General features: G+C 67.1%; 20 protein-coding genes and 2 riboswitches. Of the genes, 10 read left to right on the top strand and 10 right to left on the bottom strand.

Annotation, left to right across the window (positions count from 1 at the left end; genetic code table 11):
* Positions 1-54: 54 nt before the first annotated feature.
* The 5 genes from ACFPN1_RS11570 to ACFPN1_RS11550 form a co-directional block, all read right to left on the bottom strand.
* Positions 55-729 (bottom strand): DNA-3-methyladenine glycosylase family protein, encoded by a 675-nt coding sequence (locus tag ACFPN1_RS11570; RefSeq protein ID WP_386755147.1) that lies wholly within the window; start codon positions 727-729, stop codon positions 55-57.
* 2 nt (positions 730-731) lie between these two features.
* Complete coding sequence (locus ACFPN1_RS11565) at positions 732-1,100, bottom strand: DUF423 domain-containing protein (RefSeq protein WP_386755146.1); 369 nt, start codon at positions 1,098-1,100, stop codon at positions 732-734.
* A gap of 136 nt (positions 1,101-1,236) precedes the next feature.
* The gene (locus ACFPN1_RS11560) at positions 1,237-2,316 is read right to left on the bottom strand and encodes a polyketide cyclase (protein WP_386755145.1); all 1,080 of its coding nucleotides are present in this window, start codon (positions 2,314-2,316) and stop codon (positions 1,237-1,239) included.
* Positions 2,317-2,646: 330 nt separating this feature from the next.
* Complete coding sequence (locus ACFPN1_RS11555) at positions 2,647-3,300, bottom strand: response regulator (RefSeq protein WP_386755144.1); 654 nt, start codon at positions 3,298-3,300, stop codon at positions 2,647-2,649.
* Positions 3,297-4,505, bottom strand: coding sequence for a histidine kinase (locus ACFPN1_RS11550; protein ID WP_386755143.1), 1,209 nt, complete (start codon positions 4,503-4,505; stop codon positions 3,297-3,299). The genes ACFPN1_RS11555 and ACFPN1_RS11550 overlap by 4 nt, the downstream gene beginning before the upstream one ends.
* Positions 4,506-4,703: 198 nt before the next feature.
* Here ACFPN1_RS11550 and ACFPN1_RS11545 point away from each other — a divergent pair, with 198 nt between their 5' ends.
* From ACFPN1_RS11545 to ACFPN1_RS11520, 6 genes are all read left to right on the top strand, one after another.
* Entirely contained in the window at positions 4,704-5,309 is a 606-nt protein-coding gene (locus tag ACFPN1_RS11545; RefSeq protein ID WP_386755141.1) for a GNAT family N-acetyltransferase, read from the top strand.
* Positions 5,306-6,076 carry a septum site-determining protein MinC gene (minC, locus tag ACFPN1_RS11540; RefSeq protein ID WP_386755140.1) on the top strand — a complete coding sequence of 257 codons (771 nt, stop codon included), beginning with the start codon at positions 5,306-5,308 and terminating at the stop codon, positions 6,074-6,076. Before ACFPN1_RS11545 ends, minC begins: the two co-directional genes overlap by 4 nt.
* Positions 6,077-6,221: 145 nt before the next feature.
* Positions 6,222-7,031 (top strand): septum site-determining protein MinD, encoded by an 810-nt coding sequence (gene minD, locus ACFPN1_RS11535; RefSeq protein ID WP_386755139.1) that lies wholly within the window; start codon positions 6,222-6,224, stop codon positions 7,029-7,031.
* Position 7,032: 1 nt separating this feature from the next.
* Complete coding sequence (gene minE / locus ACFPN1_RS11530) at positions 7,033-7,296, top strand: cell division topological specificity factor MinE (protein ID WP_386755138.1); 264 nt, start codon at positions 7,033-7,035, stop codon at positions 7,294-7,296.
* Positions 7,297-7,600: 304 nt separating this feature from the next.
* Positions 7,601-8,083, top strand: coding sequence for a hypothetical protein (locus ACFPN1_RS11525; protein ID WP_386755137.1), 483 nt, complete (start codon positions 7,601-7,603; stop codon positions 8,081-8,083).
* Positions 8,084-8,209: 126 nt separating this feature from the next.
* Entirely contained in the window at positions 8,210-10,192 is a 1,983-nt protein-coding gene (locus ACFPN1_RS11520) for a M2 family metallopeptidase (RefSeq protein ID WP_386755135.1), read from the top strand.
* A gap of 762 nt (positions 10,193-10,954) precedes the next feature.
* On the opposite strand, the gene ACFPN1_RS11515 is transcribed toward ACFPN1_RS11520, so the two are convergent.
* Positions 10,955-11,656: a glutathione binding-like protein gene (locus ACFPN1_RS11515; protein WP_386755134.1), complete on the bottom strand. Its 702-nt coding sequence runs from the start codon at positions 11,654-11,656 to the stop codon at positions 10,955-10,957.
* A 227-nt stretch (positions 11,657-11,883) separates the two neighbouring features.
* Between ACFPN1_RS11515 and ACFPN1_RS11510 the strand changes: the two genes are divergently transcribed.
* Positions 11,884-12,984: an aromatic ring-hydroxylating oxygenase subunit alpha gene (locus tag ACFPN1_RS11510; RefSeq protein WP_386755132.1), complete on the top strand. Its 1,101-nt coding sequence runs from the start codon at positions 11,884-11,886 to the stop codon at positions 12,982-12,984.
* Between the two features lie 65 nt (positions 12,985-13,049).
* Here ACFPN1_RS11510 and ACFPN1_RS11505 read toward each other — a convergent pair whose 3' ends face one another.
* From ACFPN1_RS11505 to ACFPN1_RS11490, 4 genes are all read right to left on the bottom strand, one after another.
* Positions 13,050-14,303 (bottom strand): multidrug effflux MFS transporter, encoded by a 1,254-nt coding sequence (locus tag ACFPN1_RS11505; RefSeq protein WP_386755131.1) that lies wholly within the window; start codon positions 14,301-14,303, stop codon positions 13,050-13,052.
* A 162-nt stretch (positions 14,304-14,465) separates the two neighbouring features.
* The gene (locus ACFPN1_RS11500) at positions 14,466-14,885 is read right to left on the bottom strand and encodes a VOC family protein (protein ID WP_386755130.1); all 420 of its coding nucleotides are present in this window, start codon (positions 14,883-14,885) and stop codon (positions 14,466-14,468) included.
* Positions 14,886-14,959: 74 nt separating this feature from the next.
* Positions 14,960-15,850, bottom strand: coding sequence for an alpha/beta fold hydrolase (locus tag ACFPN1_RS11495; protein ID WP_386755129.1), 891 nt, complete (start codon positions 15,848-15,850; stop codon positions 14,960-14,962).
* Between the two features lie 27 nt (positions 15,851-15,877).
* Positions 15,878-16,519, bottom strand: coding sequence for an NAD(P)-dependent oxidoreductase (locus ACFPN1_RS11490; protein WP_386755128.1), 642 nt, complete (start codon positions 16,517-16,519; stop codon positions 15,878-15,880).
* Positions 16,520-16,627: 108 nt separating this feature from the next.
* On the opposite strand from ACFPN1_RS11490, the gene ACFPN1_RS11485 reads away from it, so the two are divergent.
* The 3 genes from ACFPN1_RS11485 (at position 16,628) to gcvP (ending at position 22,178) form a co-directional block, all read left to right on the top strand.
* A complete protein-coding gene (locus tag ACFPN1_RS11485) occupies positions 16,628-17,557 on the top strand; it encodes a LysR family transcriptional regulator (protein WP_386755127.1) in 930 nt (309 codons plus the stop codon).
* 172 nt (positions 17,558-17,729) lie between these two features.
* Positions 17,730-18,722 (top strand): sensor domain-containing diguanylate cyclase, encoded by a 993-nt coding sequence (locus ACFPN1_RS11480; protein WP_386755126.1) that lies wholly within the window; start codon positions 17,730-17,732, stop codon positions 18,720-18,722.
* A 132-nt stretch (positions 18,723-18,854) separates the two neighbouring features.
* A riboswitch (glycine riboswitch) is annotated at positions 18,855-18,952 on the top strand.
* Between the two features lie 46 nt (positions 18,953-18,998).
* Positions 18,999-19,135, top strand: a riboswitch (glycine riboswitch).
* Between the two features lie 163 nt (positions 19,136-19,298).
* A complete protein-coding gene (gcvP, locus tag ACFPN1_RS11475) occupies positions 19,299-22,178 on the top strand; it encodes an aminomethyl-transferring glycine dehydrogenase (protein WP_386755125.1) in 2,880 nt (959 codons plus the stop codon).
* The last annotated feature ends 60 nt before the right edge of the window (positions 22,179-22,238 follow it).

Genomic DNA, 22,238 nt, shown 5'->3' with positions numbered 1-22,238 from the left:
AGCCCCGGGTAAGCGCAGCGCACCCGGGGAAGCCCCCAAGCGAGCCGCCACCCCCTACTCCTGCGACCGCTTCGTCGGCTCCTTCGCCTTCACGCCCGTATCCGCGATCCGCCACAGATACAGGCTCGCGTAGGTCCGGTACGGCCCCCAGCGCTCGCCGCGTTCCAGCAGCTCCTTCGGCTTGAGCATCTCGTCGAGCTTGTCGACCAGCTGCGCACCCTTGCGCACACCCAGGTCGTCGACCGGCAACACGTCGGGACGGCCGAGGCGGAACATCAGCATCATCTCCACCGTCCAGCGACCGATGCCGCGGATGTGGGTTAGCGACGCGATGATCGCGTCGTTGTCCATCGTGCTCATGCGGCGCAGGTCGGGGATCTCGCCGCGGGCCTCGCGCGCGGCGAGATCGCGCAGGGCGAGCGTCTTGTTGCCGGAGACGCCGCAGGCGCGCAGGCCAGCATCGTCGATCTTCGCCAGCGTGTCGCAGTGGAAGCGGTTGCTGCCGATCGCGGTCTCCACGCGCCCGACGATCGTGGCCGCGGCCTTGCCACTGAGCTGCTGGTAGAGGATCGCGCGCGCGAGCGCATCGACCGGATCGAACGGCTTGCGCCAGCGCGGATCGCGCTCGATCGGGCCCAGCTTCTTCATCCAGGCGCCGAGTTTGCGGTCGCGCCGCGAGAGGTGATCGAAGGCGGCCTGCGTATCGAAGCCGCGGCTGTGTCGCGGCATCGTCAGCGCCTCAGGGATGCGACGGCGTAGAGCAGCCAGGACACGATCAGCAGGCCGCCGCCGAACGGCGCCAGCCCGAGGGACCGATCGAGCAGGTAGCGCACCACGATGCCGCCGGAAAACAGCAGCGTGCCCAGCAGCAGGCCGGACAGGGTGAAGAACTGGATGCGCAGCCGCGCGGGCGGTGCGAGCGCCGCGAGGGCGACCCCGTGGCCGAAGGCGAAGATCGCCGCGGTGTACAGCGACGTCTGCGCAGGGCCGGCGACGGCATGCGCCGCGTACGCCGCCAGCGCGACGGATATCGCCGCGAGCGCGGCGCCGGAGGCGGCCAGCACGCGTAGGCGTCGGGCCAGTTGGTCGGGGGTATACATGGGGCGCACGATAGAACGCCGCGGGCGGGCTTTGTAGTCCCGCCGCCACGACAGGCGCCAGCCCTCCCCCGAAAAGCAAAACGCCGCGCAATGCGCGGCGTTTGCAGGTGTCGCTGCGTTCGGCAGCCGGCGTCGCTTACTTGACCGCCCACACCACGTCGTACTCGCCTTCCTGGCCCGGCGCGAAACCGGCATCGATGCCGTTCTTCCAGATTTCGTACGGACGCTCGGTCGTTTCGTAGCCGCGGGTCATGGCCCAGGCGCGCAGGGCGTCGCGCACGTTCTGCAGGTTGGACATGTGGCCCTTGAACGCGACCTGCGCGGTCCTGCTCGGCGGGTTGTAGAGCAGTTCGACGCTGTTGGCGAGCTTCAGGCCTTCCAGCTTGACGGTCGGGTCGGCGTCGGCCTTGCGGACCTGCTGGGCGACGTCGAACGAGTAGATCTGGCTGCCGTATTCGTTGGTGATGATGCGCACCGGGCCGACGGGCTCGAGGCCGTTGGCGGCGATGTTCTTCTTGATCCACTCGATGTTGGTCTTCATCTGGTTCTGGATCGTCACCTGGTTCAGCGGAACCGCAGCGCTGAGCACCAGCAGGTTCTCGCCCGGACGGTCGACCAGCTTCGGCGCCATGGCCGGATCGTCCTTGCCCAGCACGGTGTAGTCGAGGTTCGGGATCGTCGCCAGCATGTTGCTGAGGCTGGCCAGGCCGAGCTTCATCTTCTCGCCGACGTTGCTGGTGACGTACAGGCCCGAGTAGCGACCCAGCAAGTTCATGCCGTAGTCGACGTCGTAGGTCTGCGTGATCTGGAGGTTGCGACCGCCCTTGCCGGTCGGGGTGAAGGTGAATTCCGAACGCTTGTTGTGGCCGCGGTCGATGTCTTCGATGTCATACGCGACCAGCTTGCCCGGCTCGCTCTTGCTGATCGTCCAGCTGCCCTGACCGAGTGCCTTTTCTTCGGAATCCCAGCTGACCCTGGCGCCGACGCCCGACTCCGGACCGGAGAGGGTGATCTTGATCTTCGGATCGCCGGCGACGGCCGGGTTCCAGTCCTTGAAGCGACGCACGCTGTTCAAGGTATCGAACACGATCGGCATCTTGCGGTTGGTCTCAACCGAGTTTTCCAGATGACGACTCGACGGCAGGATGAAGCCGACGACGGTGAACAGCACGGCGACGATCGCCAGGGAAATCAGGATCTCGAGCAGACGGGTCATTCAGGGTTCTCCAGGGCCCGGTCTCGGCAATCGGCCGGGGCGCAAGTCGGCAATCGTACCCCAGCCAGCGGCCGCAAGGCAGCTTGGCGCGGGCAGAAGGGCCGTTGCGGCACGTCCGGAGCCGTACGGCGCCACGAAAACGCAAAGTCGATCAAGGCCCGGCGTGGCGGTCACCCACGGGATCGGCAAAGGTGCCCCGGTCCGCGGGGTTTGTCTGGCCGAGGGGAGTGCGAACGGAGGCAGCGAACACCCCTCCAGACACCGGCCCCAAGACCCGTTCCCCGTGGGCGCGACGCGCGACGCCACCTCGCCGCGCGGGTGCCGCAGCCGTCAGACCAGCTGCAACTCGAAGGCCTTGAGCACCGCGCGCGTGCGGTCGCGCACGCCCAGCTTGCTCAGGATGTTCGAAACGTGGTTCTTGATCGTGCCCTCGGCGACGCCCAGGGAGTTGGCGATTTCCTTGTTGGAGAAGCCGCCTGCCATCAGCCGCAGGATCTCGGTCTCGCGCTCGGTCAGTGGATCGGGACGATCCAGGCTGACGAAGTCGTTGCGCATGTGCTCCAGGCCCGACAGCAGGCGCTGGGTCATCGCCGGCTGGACCAGCGAACCACCCTCGGCCACGGTCTGGATCGCGCCGACCAGCTGTTCCAGCGAGACGTCCTTGAGCAGGTAGCCCTTCGCGCCCGCCTTCAGGCCGGCCAGTACCAGCTGGTCGTCGTCGAAGGTGGTCAGGATGATGGTGGGCGGCAGCGAATTCGTGCGTGCCAGCGCCTGCAGCGCTTCCAGGCCCGACATCACCGGCATGCGCATGTCCATCAGCACTACATCGGGCCGGACCTGCGGAATCATCTCCACCGCCTGCTTGCCGTCGCTGGCTTCGGCGACCACGTCGATGCCTTCGGCCAGGGCCAGCAGTGAACGCACGCCCTGGCGCACCAGGGTCTGGTCGTCCACCAGCAGCACACGGATGCTCTTTTCACTCATGCAATCGCTCCTTCGCTTGCGGCCAACGTGGCCGAGGCCGGCAGCGTCAGCCGCAGGCGGAATCCCGCCTCGGGGTGAGGCCGGGATTGGGTTTCGATACGCAGGTCGCCGCCGTGCTGGAGCAGGCGCTCGCGCATGCCGCGCAGGCCATTGCCCGCCACCAGTGCATCGGCGCCGCGACCGTCGTCGCGCGCATCCACGACGATGTTGCCACCCTCGCGCCGCGCATGAATCCACAGGTTGTGCGCGTTGGCGTGCCGCACCGTATTGGTGATGATTTCCTGCGTGCAGCGCAGCAGCACGTGGGCGCGTTCGGGATCGTCCAGGGTCAGCGGTGTCTCGATGTCCATGTGGATGTCGAGCGAAGGCACGTTTTCCGACAGCGGTTGCAGCGCGGCGGCGAGGTCGATCGCGCCGCCCTCGCGCAGCTGGCTGACGGCTTCGCGCACGTCGGTGAGCAGCAGCTTGGCGAGGGTGTGCGCCTGCTGCACGTGCTCGCGGGCGCGGCCTTCGGGCGCGAGGTGGCCGGCGACTTCGAGGTTGAGGCTCAGCGCGGTCAGGTGGTGACCAAGCAGGTCGTGCAGTTCGCGCGAGATGCGGGTGCGTTCGTTGACGCGCACGCTCTCGCCCAGCAACGCGCGGGTGGCGCGCAGTTCGGCGTTGAGGCGACGCTGCTCCTCGCGCGCCTCGGCCTGCTGCCGCGCGACGAGCGCGGTGACGAAGACGAAACTCGAGAACCCCAGATACAGCAGCGACTGCAGCACCCCGATCATGGGCGGGAAGTCGAGCGCATTGACGAACACCGGGACCGTCGCGAGATTGCTGGCGATCAGCCAGGCCACGCCCACCGGCAACCGCAGCAGCCAGGGCAGCAGACCGGCCAGCACCATCAGCAGGATGCTGCCCAGCCCCGTGCCGGAGAAATAACTCACGCCGATCGCACACGCGGTCAGGACCAGCAGCAGCGCGTGATCGGCAAATCCGGGGCGGCGCTGGCCGAGCGAACGCGTGATCCACCAGAACACCACGCCGAACACCAGGTACACCGCCAGCCAGCGCAGGATGCGCAGGCTCAGCACCTCGCCCGGCTCGGGTGGAACGAAGGCCGGGTCGAGCCACACGTTCAACAGCCACAGTCCCACCGCGCCCCAGGTGAACAGACCGGCGTAACGGAGCAGCCGCGAGTGGTTGAGTCGGGAAAGCATGAACCCATGCTAACCATTCGCCCCTGTAGGGGAGCCGTCCGAAAGTCATGCAAGGGGGCCGGATCGGCCGCCAACTTCAGGGAACTGCGTTGGCACAGGCAGAAGCATGCGGCTTCGCTGCCCCTGTCGGCCGTGCGATAATCGCCGGGCCATCGGCACCAGGGCCGCCGATGGCCAGAACCATGGAGTCACGACGAAATGTCGATCGTTGTCCGCGACGTGCGTGAGCACGAGCTGGATTCCGTCCTCGCTCTCAACAACGCCGCCGGACCCGCCATCCTGCCGCTGGACGCGACCCGACTGCGCTACTTCTTCGATCACGCCGAGTACTTCCGCGTCGCCGAGCGCGACGGGACGCTGGCGGGTTTCCTGATCGGCATGGGTTCGGGCTCGCGGCACGACAGCAGCAACTTCCGCTGGTTCCGCGAGCGCTACCCGGATTTCTTCTACATCGACCGCATCGTGGTGGCGAGCCGCCGACGCGGCGGTGGCGTGGGCCGCGCGTTCTATGCCGACGCGCAGAGCTATGCCGAACTGCGCTATCCGCACATGGCCTGCGAGGTCTTCCTCGACGGCACCAACGACCCGGTGCTGCTGTTCCATGGCAGCTTCGGCTTCCGCGAGGTCGGCCAGCACGTGATGCAGGAAACCGGCGTGCGCGCCGCGATGCTCATGAAGCCGTTGTGCAGCTACGCCTGGGTGCACGAGACCTACGGCGACGCATTGCCCAACGTGCCGTGGCTGAGCCGCCCGCGCACTTCCGCGGCGCAGGTGGCGCCGCGCGCGACGGGAACCTGCCCGTGAGCGTGGCGGTCGACTACGAGCTGGCCGGCGATCTCAAGATCGGCCAGGTGGGCATCGCCAATCTGCGCATCCGCGCCCTGGACGTTCCGCGTCTGGTCGAGGAAATGCGCGGCCGCGTGCAGCGCGCGCCCAAGCTGTTCGCGCGCGCGGCGGTGGTGATCGACTTCGGCGGCCTGACCCGGACGCCCGACGTCGACACCGCACGCCAGCTCATCGACGGCCTGCGCGAGGCCGGCGTGCTGCCGGTGGCGCTCGCCTACGGCACCAGCGAAATCGAGCGCCTGTCCGAGCAGCTGGGCCTGCCGTTGCTGGCGAAATTCCGCGCCTCGTACGAACGCGACGGCGAAACCGAACCGACGCCCGCCCCGCCCCCGCCGGCACGCGCCCGGGCGGAAGCGGCCAAACCCGACCCCGCGCCCGCGCAGCAGGCGCCGACGGCCCCCGGGCTGATCCATTCCACGCCAGTGCGCTCGGGCCAGCAGGTTTACGCCGCCAACCGCGATCTGAGCGTGCTGGCGAACATCGGCGCCGGTGCCGAAGTGATGGCCGACGGCTCGATCCACATCTACGGCCCCCTGCGCGGTCGCGCCCTCGCCGGCGCGCAGGGCTGGAGCCAGGCACGCATCTTCTGCCGCGAATTCCACGCCGAACTCGTCGCCATCGCCGGCCACTACAAGGTGCTGGAAGACATCCCCAGGGAACTGCGCGGCAAGGCCGTGCAGATCTGGCTGGAAGGCGAGGAATTGAAGATCGCCGCGCTCGACTGATCGACGATCCGCCGGACGCCGGGCTTGCCCGGCGTTTTTGCTGTAAATAGTGCTACGACAAGACGCGGGCCATGCCCGCCATTACAAGAAGAACGGCGGATCCAGCGACGAGCCCGCCGTCGAGAACAGGACTGGGAGAGACAACTTGGCAGAAATCATCGTAGTCACCTCGGGCAAGGGCGGCGTGGGCAAGACCACCACCAGCGCCAGCGTCGCCTGCGGACTCGCCCGCCGCGGCCACAAGGTCGCCGTCATCGACTTCGACGTCGGCCTGCGCAATCTCGACCTGATCATGGGTTGCGAACGTCGCGTGGTGTACGACTTCGTCAACGTCATCAGCGGCGAAGCCTCGCTCAAGCAGGCACTGATCAAGGACAAGCGCTTCGACAACCTCTTCGTGCTCGCCGCCTCGCAGACCCGCGACAAGGACGCGCTGACCAAGGAAGGCGTGGAGAAGGTGCTCAAGGACCTGTCCGACGACGGCTTCGACTACATCGTGTGCGACTCGCCCGCCGGCATCGAGAAGGGCGCGTTCCTGGCCATGTACTTCGCCGACCAGGCGGTGGTCGTGGTCAATCCGGAAGTCTCCTCGGTGCGCGACTCCGACCGCATCCTGGGCCTGCTGTCGTCCAAGACGCGCCGCGCCGAGAACGGCGAGCGCGTCAAGGAGCATCTGCTGCTGACCCGCTACAGCCCCAAGCGCGTGGAAACCGGCGAGATGCTGAGCGTCGGCGACGTGGAGGAGATCCTCGGCCTCAAGACCATCGGCGTCATTCCCGAATCCGGCGACGTGCTCAATGCCTCGAACAAGGGCGAGCCCGTCATCCTCGAAGCCGAATCCGACGCCGCGCAGGCCTACGACGACGCGGTTTCCCGACTGCTCGGCGAGGATCGCCCGATGCGTTTCACCCAGGTGGAAAAGAAGGGATTCTTCAGCAAGATCTTCGGAGGTTGAGATGGGTTTGTTCGATTTCCTGATCGCGAAGAAGCCCACCGCCTCGATTGCGAAAGACCGGCTCCGCATCATCGTCGCCCACGAACGCAGCGGCCGCGGCAGCAGCCCGGATTACCTGCCGATGCTGCAGCGCGAACTGCTGGAAGTGATCCGCAAGTACGTCAAGGTCGACGACGAAGCGGTGAAGGTCGACCTGATCGGCGAAGGCGACAACAAGGTGCTGGATATTTCCGTGGCACTGCCGGAGCAGCCGGCGCAGGCGTGATTCGCCTGCGTCGTCCTGACGAAGCGTTTTATGCCGTACTTGCGGCGCACGCCGATTGCCGTCGTCATCCCGGTGCAAACCGATTCCTGTTGTCGGCCTGCCGCAATCCGATTCCCGCCGTCATCCCGGCGCGAGCCGTATCCCGTTCGTCATCCCGGCGCAAGCCGGGATCCATTTTGACCTTTGCTCTTGCCGTTGTTGTCGAACCACAAAGCAACGACAACAGCAAAATGGATCCCGGCTTTCGCCGGGATGACGAGCAAAAGCCGGGACGACGGACAAGCCGGCACGACGCGCCGCCACCATGCTCACCCTCGCCGACATCTCCATCCCCGACGTCGTTTCCCTGCTCGCCCGCTACGGCCTGCAGTTCCAGCCTGTAGCCGATGGCGAAGCCATCCCCGGCAGCTACTGGGGCGAATGCGAAGCCGGCCTGATCGGATCCACGGTTTACGCGCGGCAGGACACGCCCGTGCATTCGCTACTGCACGAGGCCGCACACCTGATCGTGCTGCCGCCCGACCGTCGCGCGCAGGTGCACACCGACGCCACCGATTCGGTCGAGGAAGAAGACGCCGTGTGCGTGCTGCAGGCGTTGCTGGGCGACGAACTGCCCGGCGTGGGTCGCGATCGCGTGCTCGCCGACATGGACGAGTGGGGCTACACCTTTCGCCTGGGTTCGGCCCGCGCCTACTTCGAACACGATGCCGAGGCCGCCTGGCAGTGGCTGTCCGCACACGGGTTGATCGACGCGCCGCACGGCCGCCTGGTCCGCATCGCCGCCTGACCCGCCTCGCGGGCGTGAGACCTTGCCGATCGCGGGGTCGCGACCGGCATCACTTGCAGCCCCCTGCCCGCCCCTACTAGCCTCGCGGTTCTCCGCGCCCACCCGGGCGCCCGCAGAGGATTCGCCGTGAACCACCGTCATGCCCTGCTCGCGCTCGCCGTAGCCGCGGGCCTTACCTTGTCGGCCTGCAAGAAGGAACAGGCCCCCGCGGATGCGGCGAAGGCGCCGGAGGGCGAGACCGCCGACCAGTTCGTCGCGCGCGTCAACGAGGAAATGCGCAAGATCTATCCGGAGCTCAACGCCGCTCAGTGGACGTCGTCGACGTACATCAACGGCGACACCGAGATGCTCACGGCGAAGGCGAACGAGCGCTTCCTGTCGCAGCTCAACAAGTGGATCGACGAGTCGCGCAAGTTCGAGGGCCAGAAGATGTCGCCCGAGACCGCGCGCGCGATCAAGCTGCTGAAGCTGTCGGTGGCGATGCCGCCGCCGAAGGATGCGAAGAAGCTGGAAGAACTCACCGGCATCGCCACCCGCATGGAAGGCATGTACGGTTCGGGCGAGTACTGCAAGGGCGAAGGCAGCGCACGCAAGTGCCGCCAGCTCGGCGAACTCGAGGACGCGCTGCGCGATCCCGCCGCCACCTACGACGAGCAGCTCGACGCCTGGCAGGGCTGGCACACGATCTCGCAGCCGATGCGCAAGGACTACACGCGCTTCGTCGAACTGGTGAACACCGGCGCGAAGGACATGGGCTTCGCCGATACCGGCGAGCTGTGGCGTTCGGGCTACGACATGACGCCGGCGGAAATCGCCGCCGAAACCGATCGCCTGTGGCTGCAGGTCAAGCCGCTGTACGAACAGCTGCACTGCTACACCCGCACGCAGCTGGAGAAGAAGTACGGCGACAAGGGCCATGTCGAGGGCGGCATGCTGCCCGCGCACCTGCTGGGCAACATGTGGCAGCAGGACTGGGGCAACCTGTGGCCCATCCTGCGGCCGTACAGCGATGCGCAGGCCGGCAGCCTCGACATCAGCGGCACGCTCAAGCAGGCCCGCGACGCCAAGGAAGCCGCGCTGCTGCGCGCGCTCGACCACGAGCCCACCTACGACGAGCGTGCCGACATCGCCCGCGACGCCGACCTGGCCGAAGCCAGGGAGATGACCGAACGCGCGCAGGACTTCTACACGTCGCTGGGCATGCCCAAGCTGCCGGAGAGCTACTGGACCAAGACCCAGTTCATCAAGCCGCGCGACCGCGACGTCGTCTGCCACGCCAGCGCGTGGGACATCGACATGCAGGGCGACGTGCGCACGAAGATGTGCATCAAGCCGAACGAGGAAGATTTCACGACGATCTACCACGAGCTCGGCCACGTCTATTACTACATGGCCTACAACGACCTGCCGCCGATCTTCCAGCAGGGCGCGCACGACGGCTTCCACGAAGCCATCGGCGACACCATCGTGCTGTCGATGACGCCGGCCTACCTGCAGTCGATCGGCCTGGTCGGCGCGCAGACGCCGAGCAACGAGGGCCTGATCAACGCGCAGATGCGCATGGCACTGGCGAAGGTGTCGTTCCTGCCGTTCGGCCTGATGATCGACCGCTGGCGCTGGGGCGTGTTCGACGGCTCGATCAAGCCGGACCACTACAACCAGGCCTGGTGGGACCTGAAGGCCAAGTACCAGGGCGTGGCCCCGGTGACGGCGCGCGGCGAGGACTTCTTCGATCCGGGCGCGAAGTACCACGTGCCGGGCAACACGCCGTACACGCGCTACTTCCTCTCGCACGTGCTGCAGTTCCAGTTCTACAAGGCGCTGTGCGACGCCTCCGGCTACAAGGGCCCGCTGCACGAATGCAGCTTCTACGGCAACAAGGCCGCCGGCGCGAAGTACCAGGCGATGCTGAGCAAGGGCGCCAGCCAGACCTGGCAGCAGACGCTGAAGGAACTGACCGGGAGCGAGAAGATGGATGCGTCCGCGATCCTGGAATACTTCTCGCCGCTGCAGGCCTGGCTGAAGGAACAGAACGAAGGCAAGACCTGCGGCTGGAATGCGGCTGCGGCGAAGGCGGCACCGGGTGAGGAGAAGAAGGCGGCGGGTTGATTCGTTGCCTTGTTCCGTTACAAGAAAGCCGGCAATGCCGGCTTTCTTGTTTTTTGGCTCGCCGCTGGGGCGGCAATACCCATGCTCTCTCCGCCGCAATGCGGAGAGCATTTTCCAACTCCGTGATGCCAGAGCATTTCCCCTCTCCCCGCTTGCGGGGAGAGGGTCGAAGCGGCGTCAGCCGCTGCGGGAAGGGCGGGTGAGGGGGAACGAGCGCAGCGAGCTGCTTTGGCTGTTGCTCTTGCTTGAAGAAAAATCAAAAGCAGCTCGCTGCGCTCGCCCCCTCATCCGGCGCTGCGCGCCACCTTCTCCCCGCAAGCGGGGAGAAGAGGAGTGAAAGCGACGTAGGATGCCCAGAGCATTTCCCCTCTCGCCGCTTGCGGGGAGAGGGTCGAAGCGGCGGCAGTGGCTGAGGGAAGGGCGGGTGAGGCGGAGCGAGCGCAGCGAGCTGCTTTGGCTGTTGCTCTTGCCTGAAGAAAAATCAAAAGCAGCTCGCTGCGCTCGCCCCCTCATCCGGCGCTGCGCGCCATCTTCTCCCCGCAAGCAGGGAGAAGAGGAGTGAAAGCTACGTAGTTCGCAGCGAGCGGCTTTTGGCTGCTGCTTGAAGAAAAATCAAAAACAGCTCGCTGCGCTCGCCTCCCCTCATCTGCCCTGCGGGCATCTTCTCCCCGCAGCGGGGAGAAGAGGTGCTGAGGCGGCGTGTCGGATGGAGGCGCTACCGTCGAAAGTAACGGACACGAACCATCGAAGCCGCACGACGCCTTACCGCACCGCCGCCGCCGTCTGTCCGAACAGGATGCGGCGCTCTTCCTCGGAAATATTGCTCCGCCCCTGATACGGCGGCGCCACGCCTTCATACGCCCGCACCGTCGCCGGCCGCGCCTTGATCGCTTCGAACCAGCGCCTGAGATTCGGGAAATCGTCCAGGTCCTGCCCGTGCGGCACGTAAGGCACGATCCAGGGATAGATCGCCATGTCCGCGATCGAATATTCGTCGCCCGCAACGAATTCGCGATCGGCCAGGCGCTTGTCGAGCACGCCGTACAGGCGATTGGTTTCCTTCACGTAGCGCTCGATCGCATACGGCACCTTCTCCGGCGCATACACCGCGAAGTGTCCGTTCTGCCCGGCCATGGGTCCCAGGCCGCCCACCTGCCAGAACAGCCACTGCAGGACCTCGGCGCGACCATGCAGGTCCGACGGAATGAACCGCCCGGTCTTCTCGGCGAGATACAGCAGCATCGCGCCGGATTCGAACAGCGAAACCGGCGCGCCTCCGCCCGCGGGATCATGGTCGACCAGCGCCGGGATCTTGTTGTTCGGCGAAATGCGCAGGTACGCGGGCGCGAACTGCTCGCCCTTGCCGATATCGACCGGAACGATCCGGTGCGGCAGACCGCTTTCCTCCATGAACAGCTTGAGCTTGAGGCCGTTGGGCGTGCCCCAGTAGTACAGGTCGATCATCGTTCGCTCCGATGGGATTTCCGTGTGGTCTGAGGGTGGACGGCGGCCGGGCCAAGGCGTTGCTCCGGTCCACTGTGTTGCGGGGATGGCCCGATGCGCTATCCGCCCTTTGCGGTGAACACACAGTGCGCTGTGCGCACGTGGCGTCGGGAACCAGATCCGGGCGCTTTCCGGGAACCAGTTGCGGCCGCTGGCGGCAGGCGCGGAAGGAACGCGATACTCGCCGCATGAACAGACCCGACACCGCCCACGACCTCGCCCCGCAACCGCTCGCCCACGCCACCGCGCTGCCGGCGCGCTTCTATGCCGATCCGGCGATGGTGGCCGTCGACCGGCAGCTGATCTTCGATCGCGGCTGGCAGCTGCTGGCGCACGTGTGCCAGCTGCAGAACGCGGGCGACCACGTGGTCGGCGATTTCGGCGGCCTGCCGGTACTCGCGGTGCGCGGCGCCGACGGCGAGATCCGTGCCTTCCACAACGTGTGCCGTCACCGCGCCGGTCCGATCGCGCAATGCGACGGCCTGGCCGCGCGCTCGCTGCGCTGCCGCTACCACGGCTGGACCTACACGCTGGAAGGCACGCTGCGTTCGGCGCCGGAGATGGGGACTGCGCCCGACTTCGACGTGGCGCAGATCAAGTTGCCGCAACTCGCCGTGCGCGTATGGCAGGGCCTGGTGTTCGCCGCCGTCGACGAAGCGAAGGCGCCCGCATTCGATGATTTCGTCGCCGGCATCGACGCGCGCATCGGCCCGGATGCGCACCTGGAACGCTACGGCTACCACAAGCGCGTCGGTTACGACGTCGCCTGCAACTGGAAGGTCTACATCGACAACTACCTCGAGGGCTACCACGTCCCGCACGTGCACCCGGGCCTCAACAAGCTGCTCGACTATCGCAACTACGTCACCGAGACCGCGCGCTGGTACTCGCTGCAGTTCAGTCCGCTGGTCAGCACCGGCACGCCCAGCCCGTACGGCACCGGCGGCGACGACAGCGAGGCGCTCTACTACTGGCTGTGGCCGAACACGATGCTCAACATCCTGCCCGGCCGTCTGCAGACCAATCGCGTGATTCCCAAGGGCGTCGGCCACTGCCGCGTCGAGTTCGACTTCTACTTCACCCTGGACGAGTCGGAAGAAGCCGCCGCGCGACGCCTGTCCGATCTGTCTTTCAGCGACGAGGTCCAGTTCGAGGACCTGGGCATCTGCGAAGACGTGCAGCGCGGCATGGCCTCGGGTTCGTACGTGCCGGGGCGCCTCAACCCGCTGCGCGAGAACGCCGTGCACCACTTCCACGAACTGCTGCGCGAGACCTATCGCAACGCGTAGGGTGGGCCCTGGCCCACCGATGTATTCACGCGACCGTCATTCCGCACGGTGGGCCTGGGCCCACCCTACAGCGTCTCGCCCGGCACCGTTTCGGTCTCGCACGTCGGCGGCTGCAGCGGACGCGAGACGCGCCGCTCCCAGGTCCAGAATCCGAACGCGAGCAGCAGGAACAACGAGGACACGCCGACCATCCACGGCACGTGCGCGCTGATCAGCGGCGACAGCACGCCGGCGATCAATGCATTGAGGACGAGGCTGGTGAAGGCCTGCAACGACGATGCCGAGCCGCGCTGGCGCGGATACATGTCGAGGATGGCAAGCGTCACGATCGGAAATACCAGCGCGATGCCGAAGGCATTGAGCGAAATCGGGATCACCGCCCACGGCACCGTCGGGTGTTCGATCAGCAGCGTATAGGCGAAGTTGAGCAGCATCGCCACGGCACTGGCGATGAAGCCGATGCGCACCAGCTTCTCGCCGCTGATCCTGCCGGCGAAGCGGCCCGACACGAAGGAGCCGCTCACCATGCCCGTGATCATGGGCACGAAGAACCAGCCGAAGTCGCTTTCGCCCAGGCCGAGGTGATCGACCACGAACGCCGGCGCCGACGATATGAACAGCCACAGCGCCGCGAAATTGAACGCGCTGGCCGCCGCCAGCCGCTGGAAACGCGGGTTGGCGAAGATCGCCACGTAGTCGCGCGTCAGCGAGCCCAGACGCAGCGGCAGGCGTGCCTCCGGCGCGTGCGTTTCCGGCAACCCGAACCAGGTCACCGCCAGCAGCACCACCGAAAACAGCGCGAGGAACCAGAAGATCACCGACCATGCGCTCCAGCCCAGGATCCACCCGCCGATGATCGGCGCGATCGCCGGCGCGATACCGAAGATCATCGACACCTGGCTCATCAGGCGTTGCGCGGCTTCGCCATGCAGCACGTCGCGGATGACCGCACGGCCCACGATCAGGCCCACGCCAGAGGACAGACCCTGCAGCGCGCGGAATGCCAGCAGCGTGGTCAGATCCTGCGACAGCGCACAGCCGATCGAGGCAAACGTGAACACCACCAGCCCACCGATGATCACCCGCTTGCGTCCGATCGCATCCGACAGCGGGCCGTGCACCAGGCTCATCACGGCATAGGCCACGAGGTAGGCGCTGATCGTCTGCTGGATCTCGATCTTGTCGGCGTCGAGCTGCGCGCCGATGGCGGGAAACGCCGGGAAGATCGTGTCGATCGAGAACGGCCCGAACATGGCCAGGCCACCGAGCAGCAGGGCGAGACGGCGGAAGGAGAGCGTGGAGCCTGCGGGGGTGGTCATGGGGTTCGGTAGCTTTGTACTGCTTGTGATTGAGGCTGGAGCCGCGGTTTTCGCGACTGCGTGTCCAGCGCGTCTGGCGCAGGCTCTCGGGGACAGATGTCCGGTTGTCGCAACTGTGTGTCCACCGCCGCCGACGCGGCCTCATTTGTGTCGTGGTTTCAGTTAGTCGCGGGTCGGCGGGCCCTTCAGTTCGACCAGATTGCCTTCCGGATCGAACAGATACTGCGAAGGTCCCTCGCCCTCCGCGCCGTAGCGCGATCCGAAGTCGCCGATACGCACGCCATGCGCCTGCAGGTGCTGCGCGATCGCCTCGCGGTCGAACGGATCCACACGCAGGCACAGGTGGTCCATGTTGCGGCCTTCCACACCGGGCGCCGCGCCTCCCATCGCACCCAGCTTGCCGTCCACCCGCACCAGATCGATCAGCGATCGGCCGGCCCGCAACTGCACCAGTCCGATCGTCTCCTGCCGCCGCTCCACCGTGCAGCCGAGCACGTCGCAATAGAACGCGATCATCGCCGCCTCGTCGACCACGCGCAGCACGACGTGGTCGATATGGCGCAATTCGAACGGAGCAGCCATGGCGTGTCTTCCATGCGGGGCGCGCCAGCATAGCAAGCGCGATTGCCCAGGACCGCGTCGACAAACACGACTGCTCAGCGCTGCCCGACCCGGGAAATGAAATCGTCGATCAGCATCGCGATGCGCGGCGCTTCCTCTTCCAGCGCGAAATGGCCGCTGTCGAGGACATGCACCTCGGCGTCGGGCAGGTCGCGCCGGTAGGCGTGCGCACCCGGCTCGGGAAAGAACGCGTCGTTGCGCCCCCACAGCACCAGAGCGGGCGGGCGATGCTCGCGCAACCACGCCTGCCAGACCGGGTAGCGCGCGACGTTGCTGCGGTAGTCGAGCGCGAGATCGCGCTGCATCTGCTTGCGCCCTGGCTGATCGAGGAAATGCTGGTCCAGCGTCCATCCGTCCGGGGCGATATGCGCCGGGTCCCCCGCACCGCCGAGGTACTGGTTGCGCGTCATCTCCAGCGTCAGCAGCTGGCCCAGTTCGCGCTCCGCCGCCTCCCCCGGCTGCAGGGCGACCAGGGCGCGGGCCATCGGACTGAGGCCTTCCTCGTAAGCATTGGCGTTCTGCACGACGATCCCGGCGATGCGCTGCGGAAAACGCTCGGCCAGGCGCATGCCCACCGGCCCGCCGAAATCGAACATGTAGAGGAAGAAGCGCTGCAGTTGCAGCGCGTCGCAGAATTTCGCGATCACCTCCGCCAGCTCGTCGAAGCGGTAGTCGAACGTGCCGCCCTCCGACGCGGGCCGCGGCGCGTCGCTGTGACCGAAACCGGGATAGTCCGGCGCGACCAGCCGATAGCGCGTGCCCAGCGCATCCATCAGGCGCCGGAACTGGTGCGACGAAGCCGGAAAGCCGTGCAGCAGCAGCAGGGTCGGCGCGTCCTGCGGGCCGGCTTCGCGGTAGAAAACGCGCACGCCATCGATATCGACATGGCGGTGGCGTACGACGGGCAAGGCATTGATGGCGGACATGGTGATGCTCCTGGGGTTTCCGGGCGATCAATAGGCGACGTTGAACAGCTGGCGTTCGTGCTGCGGCTGTTCCAGCTCGTCGATCATGGCCTTGGCGTAATCGGCGACGCTGATCCGGCTCTGGCCTTGCGCGTCGACGAGGAACTGTCCGGTACCGATGCGGTAACGAGCGGTGCGCTCGCCGGGCTCGAGATGCGCCGCGGGCGCGAGGAAAGTCCAGCGCAACGACGGCGTCTGGCCAAGCAGGCGCAGGCTTTCGCGCGTGGCCAGTGCGGTCGCTTTCCACTGTTCGGGAAATTCGGGCGTATCCACCAGCTGCACGCCCGGCGCCACTTCCAGCGTGCCGGCGCCACCGACCACGAGCAGGCGACCGGCGGTGGAGCGCGCGACGCCGGCGATGATCGCGCCGATGCCCGCGACGTGGTGCGCATACAGCCCGGGGTCGGCCAGGCCGGGGCTGAAGGCGCTGATCACCGCTTCGTGACCGTTCGCTGCCGCGGCGATCGAAGCGGCGTCGTACACGTCCGCGTCGATGGCATCGAGGGCCGGATGCTGCGGCAGGCGCGAGGGATCGCGGACGACGGCCGATACCTGGTGGCCACGGTCGAGCAGTTCCTTGAGCAGGGCGCTGCCGACATAGCCGCTGGCGCCGATAAGCAGGGTCTTCATGGGAGAGGTTCCTCGGTTGGGGTGGCGCGGCAGTATCGGACCGGGGACTGTCGCGATAAACAGCCATAAACTGGAATATCTGTCCAATAACCATGGACAATCCGGATCATGCCGAAACCATCGCAACGCCCGCGCCGCGCTCCTTCCCTGGACCGACTGAGCGCCTTCCTCGCGGTCGCCGAAGCCGGCGGCTTCACCGCCGCGGCGCAACGGCTCGACATCAACAAGACCGTGCTCAGCCAGCAGATCGCCCGGCTCGAAAGCGAACTGGGCGGCGCCCTCTTCACCCGCACCACGCGCCGGGTCGAGCTCACCGAAGCGGGCCGGTTGCTCTTCGATGAATCCGCGCCGCTGCTGCAGCAACTGGAATCCGCGGTCGCGCAGTTCGGGCAGGCCAGCACCGATCCCAGCGGCACCCTGCGCATCACCGCCCCGGCCGACTACGCGGTCAACGTGCTGGGTCCCGCACTCGCGGCCTTCCAGCGCGAACATCCGCAACTACAGGTCGACCTGATCGCCACGCACGACGTGCTCGATCTCGTCGCCGAACGCATCGACCTCGCGGTGCGCTTCGGCTGGCTGCGCGATTCCTCGTTGCGTGCGACGAAACTCGGCGAGTTCCGGCAGCTCGTGCTCGCCTCGCCCGACTACCTCGCACGCGCGGGCGCACCGCGGCGGCCGGAGCAATTGGCCTCGCACGCCTGGATCGCGCTGTCGTTGTTGCGCAGCCCGTTGACCTGGCGATTCGAAAAGCACGGTGGCCGGCAGGTCACGGTGCGCATGCGGCCGGGCCTGCGCGCGAGTTCCCCCGAGGGCGTGCTCGGGCTGCTGCGCGGTGGCGCGGGCATTTCGGTGCTCACCGATTTCGCGGCGACACCGGATCTTCACGCGGGCGCATTGCAACAGGTACTGCGCGACTGGTCGCTGCCCAGCGGCGGCATCCATCTGGTGTATCCGGCCACGCGCCAACCGCCGGGCAAGGTGCGCCGCTTCATGGACTTCTTTCGTGACTGGCTGGCAAACGGCGCGGGCCAATAGTCGCAATCCCGCACACCGTCGCGTGCCGAGTGCAATCCACGTCACGAAACGCGCCAACCGCTTAATGGAAGCTCTACGCCCCCACGGCTAACGTGCCGCTCTGTCCGCACGTCCCTCGTGCGGACACTCGTCCGGATGCGGCCTGCGTCCGGAAACCGAGGAGCGAGCGGCCTTGATCGATCCCAAAGCGCGCAACCACCCGAGCGGCAAGCCACCCGTGCGCGATGCGCGCGGACGCGGCGCGTTGTCCGCCGACGCCGCCGACCTGGGGCGCCTGGAAGCCGAGCTGCTGCAGAAGAACGCACTGCTCGAATCGCTGCTGGAAAATGTCGACGCATGCATCTACACCAAGGACCGCGCGCGCCGCTACACCTACGCCAACGCCAAGATGGCCGCGATCGTCGGACGCGAGCCGCAGGAGCTGCTGGGCCGAACCGACGACGAACTCGTCGCCCCCGAAGTCGCCGCCAACTGGCGCGTGCTCGACGATCGGGTATTCACCACGGGCTCGACGCAGTCGGGCGAGCAGATCTCCACCGCACCCGACGGCGAGATCCGTCACTTCTGGGTCGTGCAGATCCCGCAGCGCGACCGCGGCGGCGAAATCGTGTCGCTGCTCGGCATCGCCACCGACTTCACCCAGTTCTACAAGCTCAAGGAAGAACTCGCGCGCCAGGCCACCACCGACGAGCTCACCGGCGTGCGCAACCGCCGCAGCCTGCTGGAAACCGCGCGCCAGGAATTCACCCGCGCCCTCCGCTACCAGCATCCCCTGTCGGTGCTCATGCTCGACATCGACCACTTCAAGGACATCAACGACAGCCACGGCCACGACGTCGGCGACCAGGTGCTGCGCGCCGTCGCCGATGCGTGCCGCCGCGAACTGCGCGACAGCGATGTGCTCGGCCGCCTCGGTGGCGAGGAGTTCGGCGTCGTCCTGCCCAACACCCGCCACGAAGGCGCGCTGGCCGTCGCCGAACGCCTGCGCGCACGCATCGAAGCCCTGCGCGTGGGCGATGGCATCGCGCCGAAGGTAAGCATCGGCGTGGCCTGCATGGAGGGCGCCAATGGCATCGAGGACGTCCTCAAGCGCGCCGACCAGGCGCTCTACGCAGCCAAGGCCGCCGGGCGCAACCGCGTGAGCCTGGCCGCCAAACCCGCCTGACCCCGATTTTCGAGGGTTAACCGGTAGGAGCAGGGCGCACCCGCGACCGCTCCTGGGAAACCGTCGCGAGCATGGCCCACTCCTCCGGATTGCGGTCGGGCAGGCGGGCCGAACCGGTATAATTCCCGCTCCACGCACACGGTGGGAGAAGCGGCTGGCCAGACAGGGGCAGCCGCTGCCGAAGGCGCAACCGCCCGGAATCGCTCAGGCCCACGTACTTCCGTGTCGCGATGGATGTGTCCGCTTCCCCGTGGCCTGCTGCGGGAAGGCAGGCATATCCAACACTCTGGAGAGATCGGCTCGCAGGCGACACGCGGGAACCGGCGCCGAAGGGGCAAGAAGCAACGGAGCGGGACTCCTCCCCCTCCCGCTCCGCTTCCCAAACTCTCAGGCAAAAGGACAGAGGGGCACTGCCGAACCGGCATGCTTTTGCTCGTCGTTCCCGCGCAGGCGGGAGCCCAGCGCCTTCCGCCTTTCGCCGATCAGTCGTACGAGCGCAAGGGCACTGGATTCCTTCGCGGGAACGACGAACGGAAGCGCCGACATCGGCGCCCTCCACTTCCGGTGCCCTTTGTCATGACCAAGTCCTCGCTGCGCGACCTCGAACACCACGACGCTTTCCTCGAGCGCCACATCGGCCCCAACGACGCCGAAATCGCGCACATGCTGCGCGTCGTCGGCCACGACTCCCTCGATGCGCTGACCGACGCGATCGTCCCCGCCTCGATCAAGTCCGCCAACCCGCTGGTTCTGCCCGAGCCGGTCACCGAAGTCGAAGCCCTCGCCAAGATCCGCGCGATCGCGTCGAAGAACCAGGTGTTCAAGTCGTTCATCGGCCAGGGCTACTACGGCACGCACACGCCGAACGTCATCCTGCGCAACATCCTCGAGAACCCGGCGTGGTACACGGCCTATACGCCGTACCAGGCGGAAATCTCGCAGGGCCGCATGGAAGCGCTGATCAACTTCCAGCAGATGTGCGCCGACCTCACCGGCATGGAGATCGCCAACGCCTCGCTGCTCGACGAGGCGACCGCCTGCGCCGAGGCGATGACGCTGGCCAAGCGCTCGTGCAAGTCGAAGTCGAACGTGTTCTTCGTCTCCAGCGGCGTGCACCCGCAGTCGCTCGAAGTCATCCGCACCCGCGCCGAGCCGCTGGGCATCGAGATCGTGGTCGGCAACGATGCCGAGGCGAAGGACGTCGATGCGTTCGGCGTGATGCTGCAGTACCCCGACACGTTCGGCCAGATCGGCGACTACAAGGCCGTGGCCGACGCCGTGCACGCGCGCGGCGGCCTGGTCGCCGTCGCCACCGACTTGCTGGCGCTGACGCTGATCGCGGCGCCGGGCGAATGGGGCGCCGACATCGTCGTCGGCAACTCGCAGCGCTTCGGCGTGCCGTTCGGGTTCGGCGGCCCGCACGCCGCGTTCATGGCCTGCCGCGACGCGTACAAGCGTTCGATGCCGGGCCGCCTGATCGGCGTGTCGATCGACGCCGAAGGCAAGCCGGCCTACCGCCTGACCCTGCAGACGCGCGAACAGCACATCCGCCGCGAGAAGGCGACCTCCAACATCTGCACCGCGCAGGTGCTGCTGGCGGTGATGGCGTCGATGTACGCCGTCTACCACGGCCCCGAAGGCCTGGCCCGCATCGCGCAACGCACGCACCGCCTCGCCGCGATCCTCGCCGCCGCGCTGGGCAAGGCTGGCGTGAACGTGGGCCCGGACTTCTTCGACACGCTGCACGTCACCGGCGTCGACGCCGCCGCGATCCACGCGAAGGCGAAGGCCGCGCGCATCAACCTGCGCGCGATCGACGCGAACAGCGTCGGCATCAGCCTCGACGAGACCACCACGCGCGATGACGTCGCCGCGCTGGCCGCGCTGTTCGGCGCCACGGCGGACATCGACGCGCTCGATGCGGCCACCGCCGACGCGATCCCGGCTGGCCTCAAGCGCACGTCGGCATTCCTCACCCACCCGGTCTTCAACACGCACCACAGCGAGCACGAACTGCTGCGCTACATGCGCGCGCTCGCCGACAAGGACCTGGCGATGGACCGCACGATGATCCCGCTGGGCTCGTGCACGATGAAGCTCAACGCCACCGCAGAAATGATCCCGGTGACGTGGCCGGAATTCGCCAACCTCCATCCACTGGCGCCGGCCGAACAGGCGCAGGGCTACCAGGAGCTGATCGCCAGCCTCGAAGCCATGCTGGTCGAATGCACCGGCTACGACGCGGTGAGCCTGCAGCCGAACTCCGGCGCGCAGGGCGAATACGCCGGCCTGCTGGCGATCCGCGCCTACCACCGCGCGCGCGGCGAAGGCCATCGCGACATCTGCCTCATCCCCGACTCCGCGCACGGCACGAATCCGGCCTCCGCGCAGATGTGCGGCATGACCGTCGTCGTGACCAAGACCGATGGCAACGGCAACGTCGACGTCGAGGACATCCGCCGCAACGCGGAGAAGTACAGCGACCGCCTCGCCGCGATCATGATGACCTACCCGTCCACGCACGGCGTGTTCGAGGAGGAAGTCGTCGAGATCTGCGAGATCGTGCACAGGCACGGGGGCCAGGTGTACACCGACGGCGCCAACATGAACGCCCTCGTCGGCGTGGCCAAGCCGGGCAAGTGGGGTTCGGACGTCTCGCACCTCAACCTGCACAAGACCTTCTGCATCCCCCACGGCGGCGGCGGTCCCGGCGTCGGTCCGTGCGCGGTGAAGTCGCACCTCGCGCCGTACCTGCCGGGCGCGCTCGGCAAGGACGGCGTGCGCACGCCGGGCGTGGGCAACAACGCGATGGTGTCGGCGGCGACGTTCGGCTCCGCCTCGATCCTGCCGATCTCGTGGATGTACATCACGATGATGGGCGCGGCCGGCCTGCGCCGTGCGACCCAGGTCGCCCTGCTCAACGCCAACTACATCGCCAGGCGCCTGGAAGCGCACTACGAGACCCTCTACACCGGCCGCAACGGCCTGGTCGCGCACGAGTGCATCCTCGACCTGCGCCCGCTCAAGGACGCGACCGGCGTGTCCGCCGAGGACGTGGCCAAGCGCCTCATCGACTTCGGCTTCCACGCGCCGACGCTGAGCTTCCCGGTCGCCGGCACGCTGATGGTGGAACCGACCGAGTCCGAGTCGCAGCATGAACTCGACCGCTTCATCGACGCGATGATCCAGATCCGCGAGGAAATCCGTGCGATCGAGGAAGGCAAGCTCGATCGCGAGGACAACCCGCTCAAGCACGCACCGCACACCGCGACCGCCGTCAGCGCCAGCGAGTGGACGCACGCCTACCCGCGCGAGCTGGCAGCCTTCCCGCTGGCCACGCTGAAGCAGCAGAAGTACTGGCCGCCGGTCGCGCGCGTGGACAACGTCTACGGCGACAAGAACGTCATGTGCGCGTGCATCCCGGTGGATGCGTACAAGGAAGAAGCCGAGGCGTAAGCCGGCAGGTTCCGCTCCACAAAAGCCCCGCGAAAGCGGGGCTTTTTGTTTTGGCGCATC

The sequence above is a fragment of the Lysobacter yangpyeongensis genome (assembly GCF_042655745.1).
Lineage (GTDB): Bacteria > Pseudomonadota > Gammaproteobacteria > Xanthomonadales > Xanthomonadaceae > Agrilutibacter > Agrilutibacter yangpyeongensis.
The sequence above is the reverse complement of the archived record's forward strand: the minus strand, read 5'-3'. Positions and strand labels throughout refer to the sequence as shown.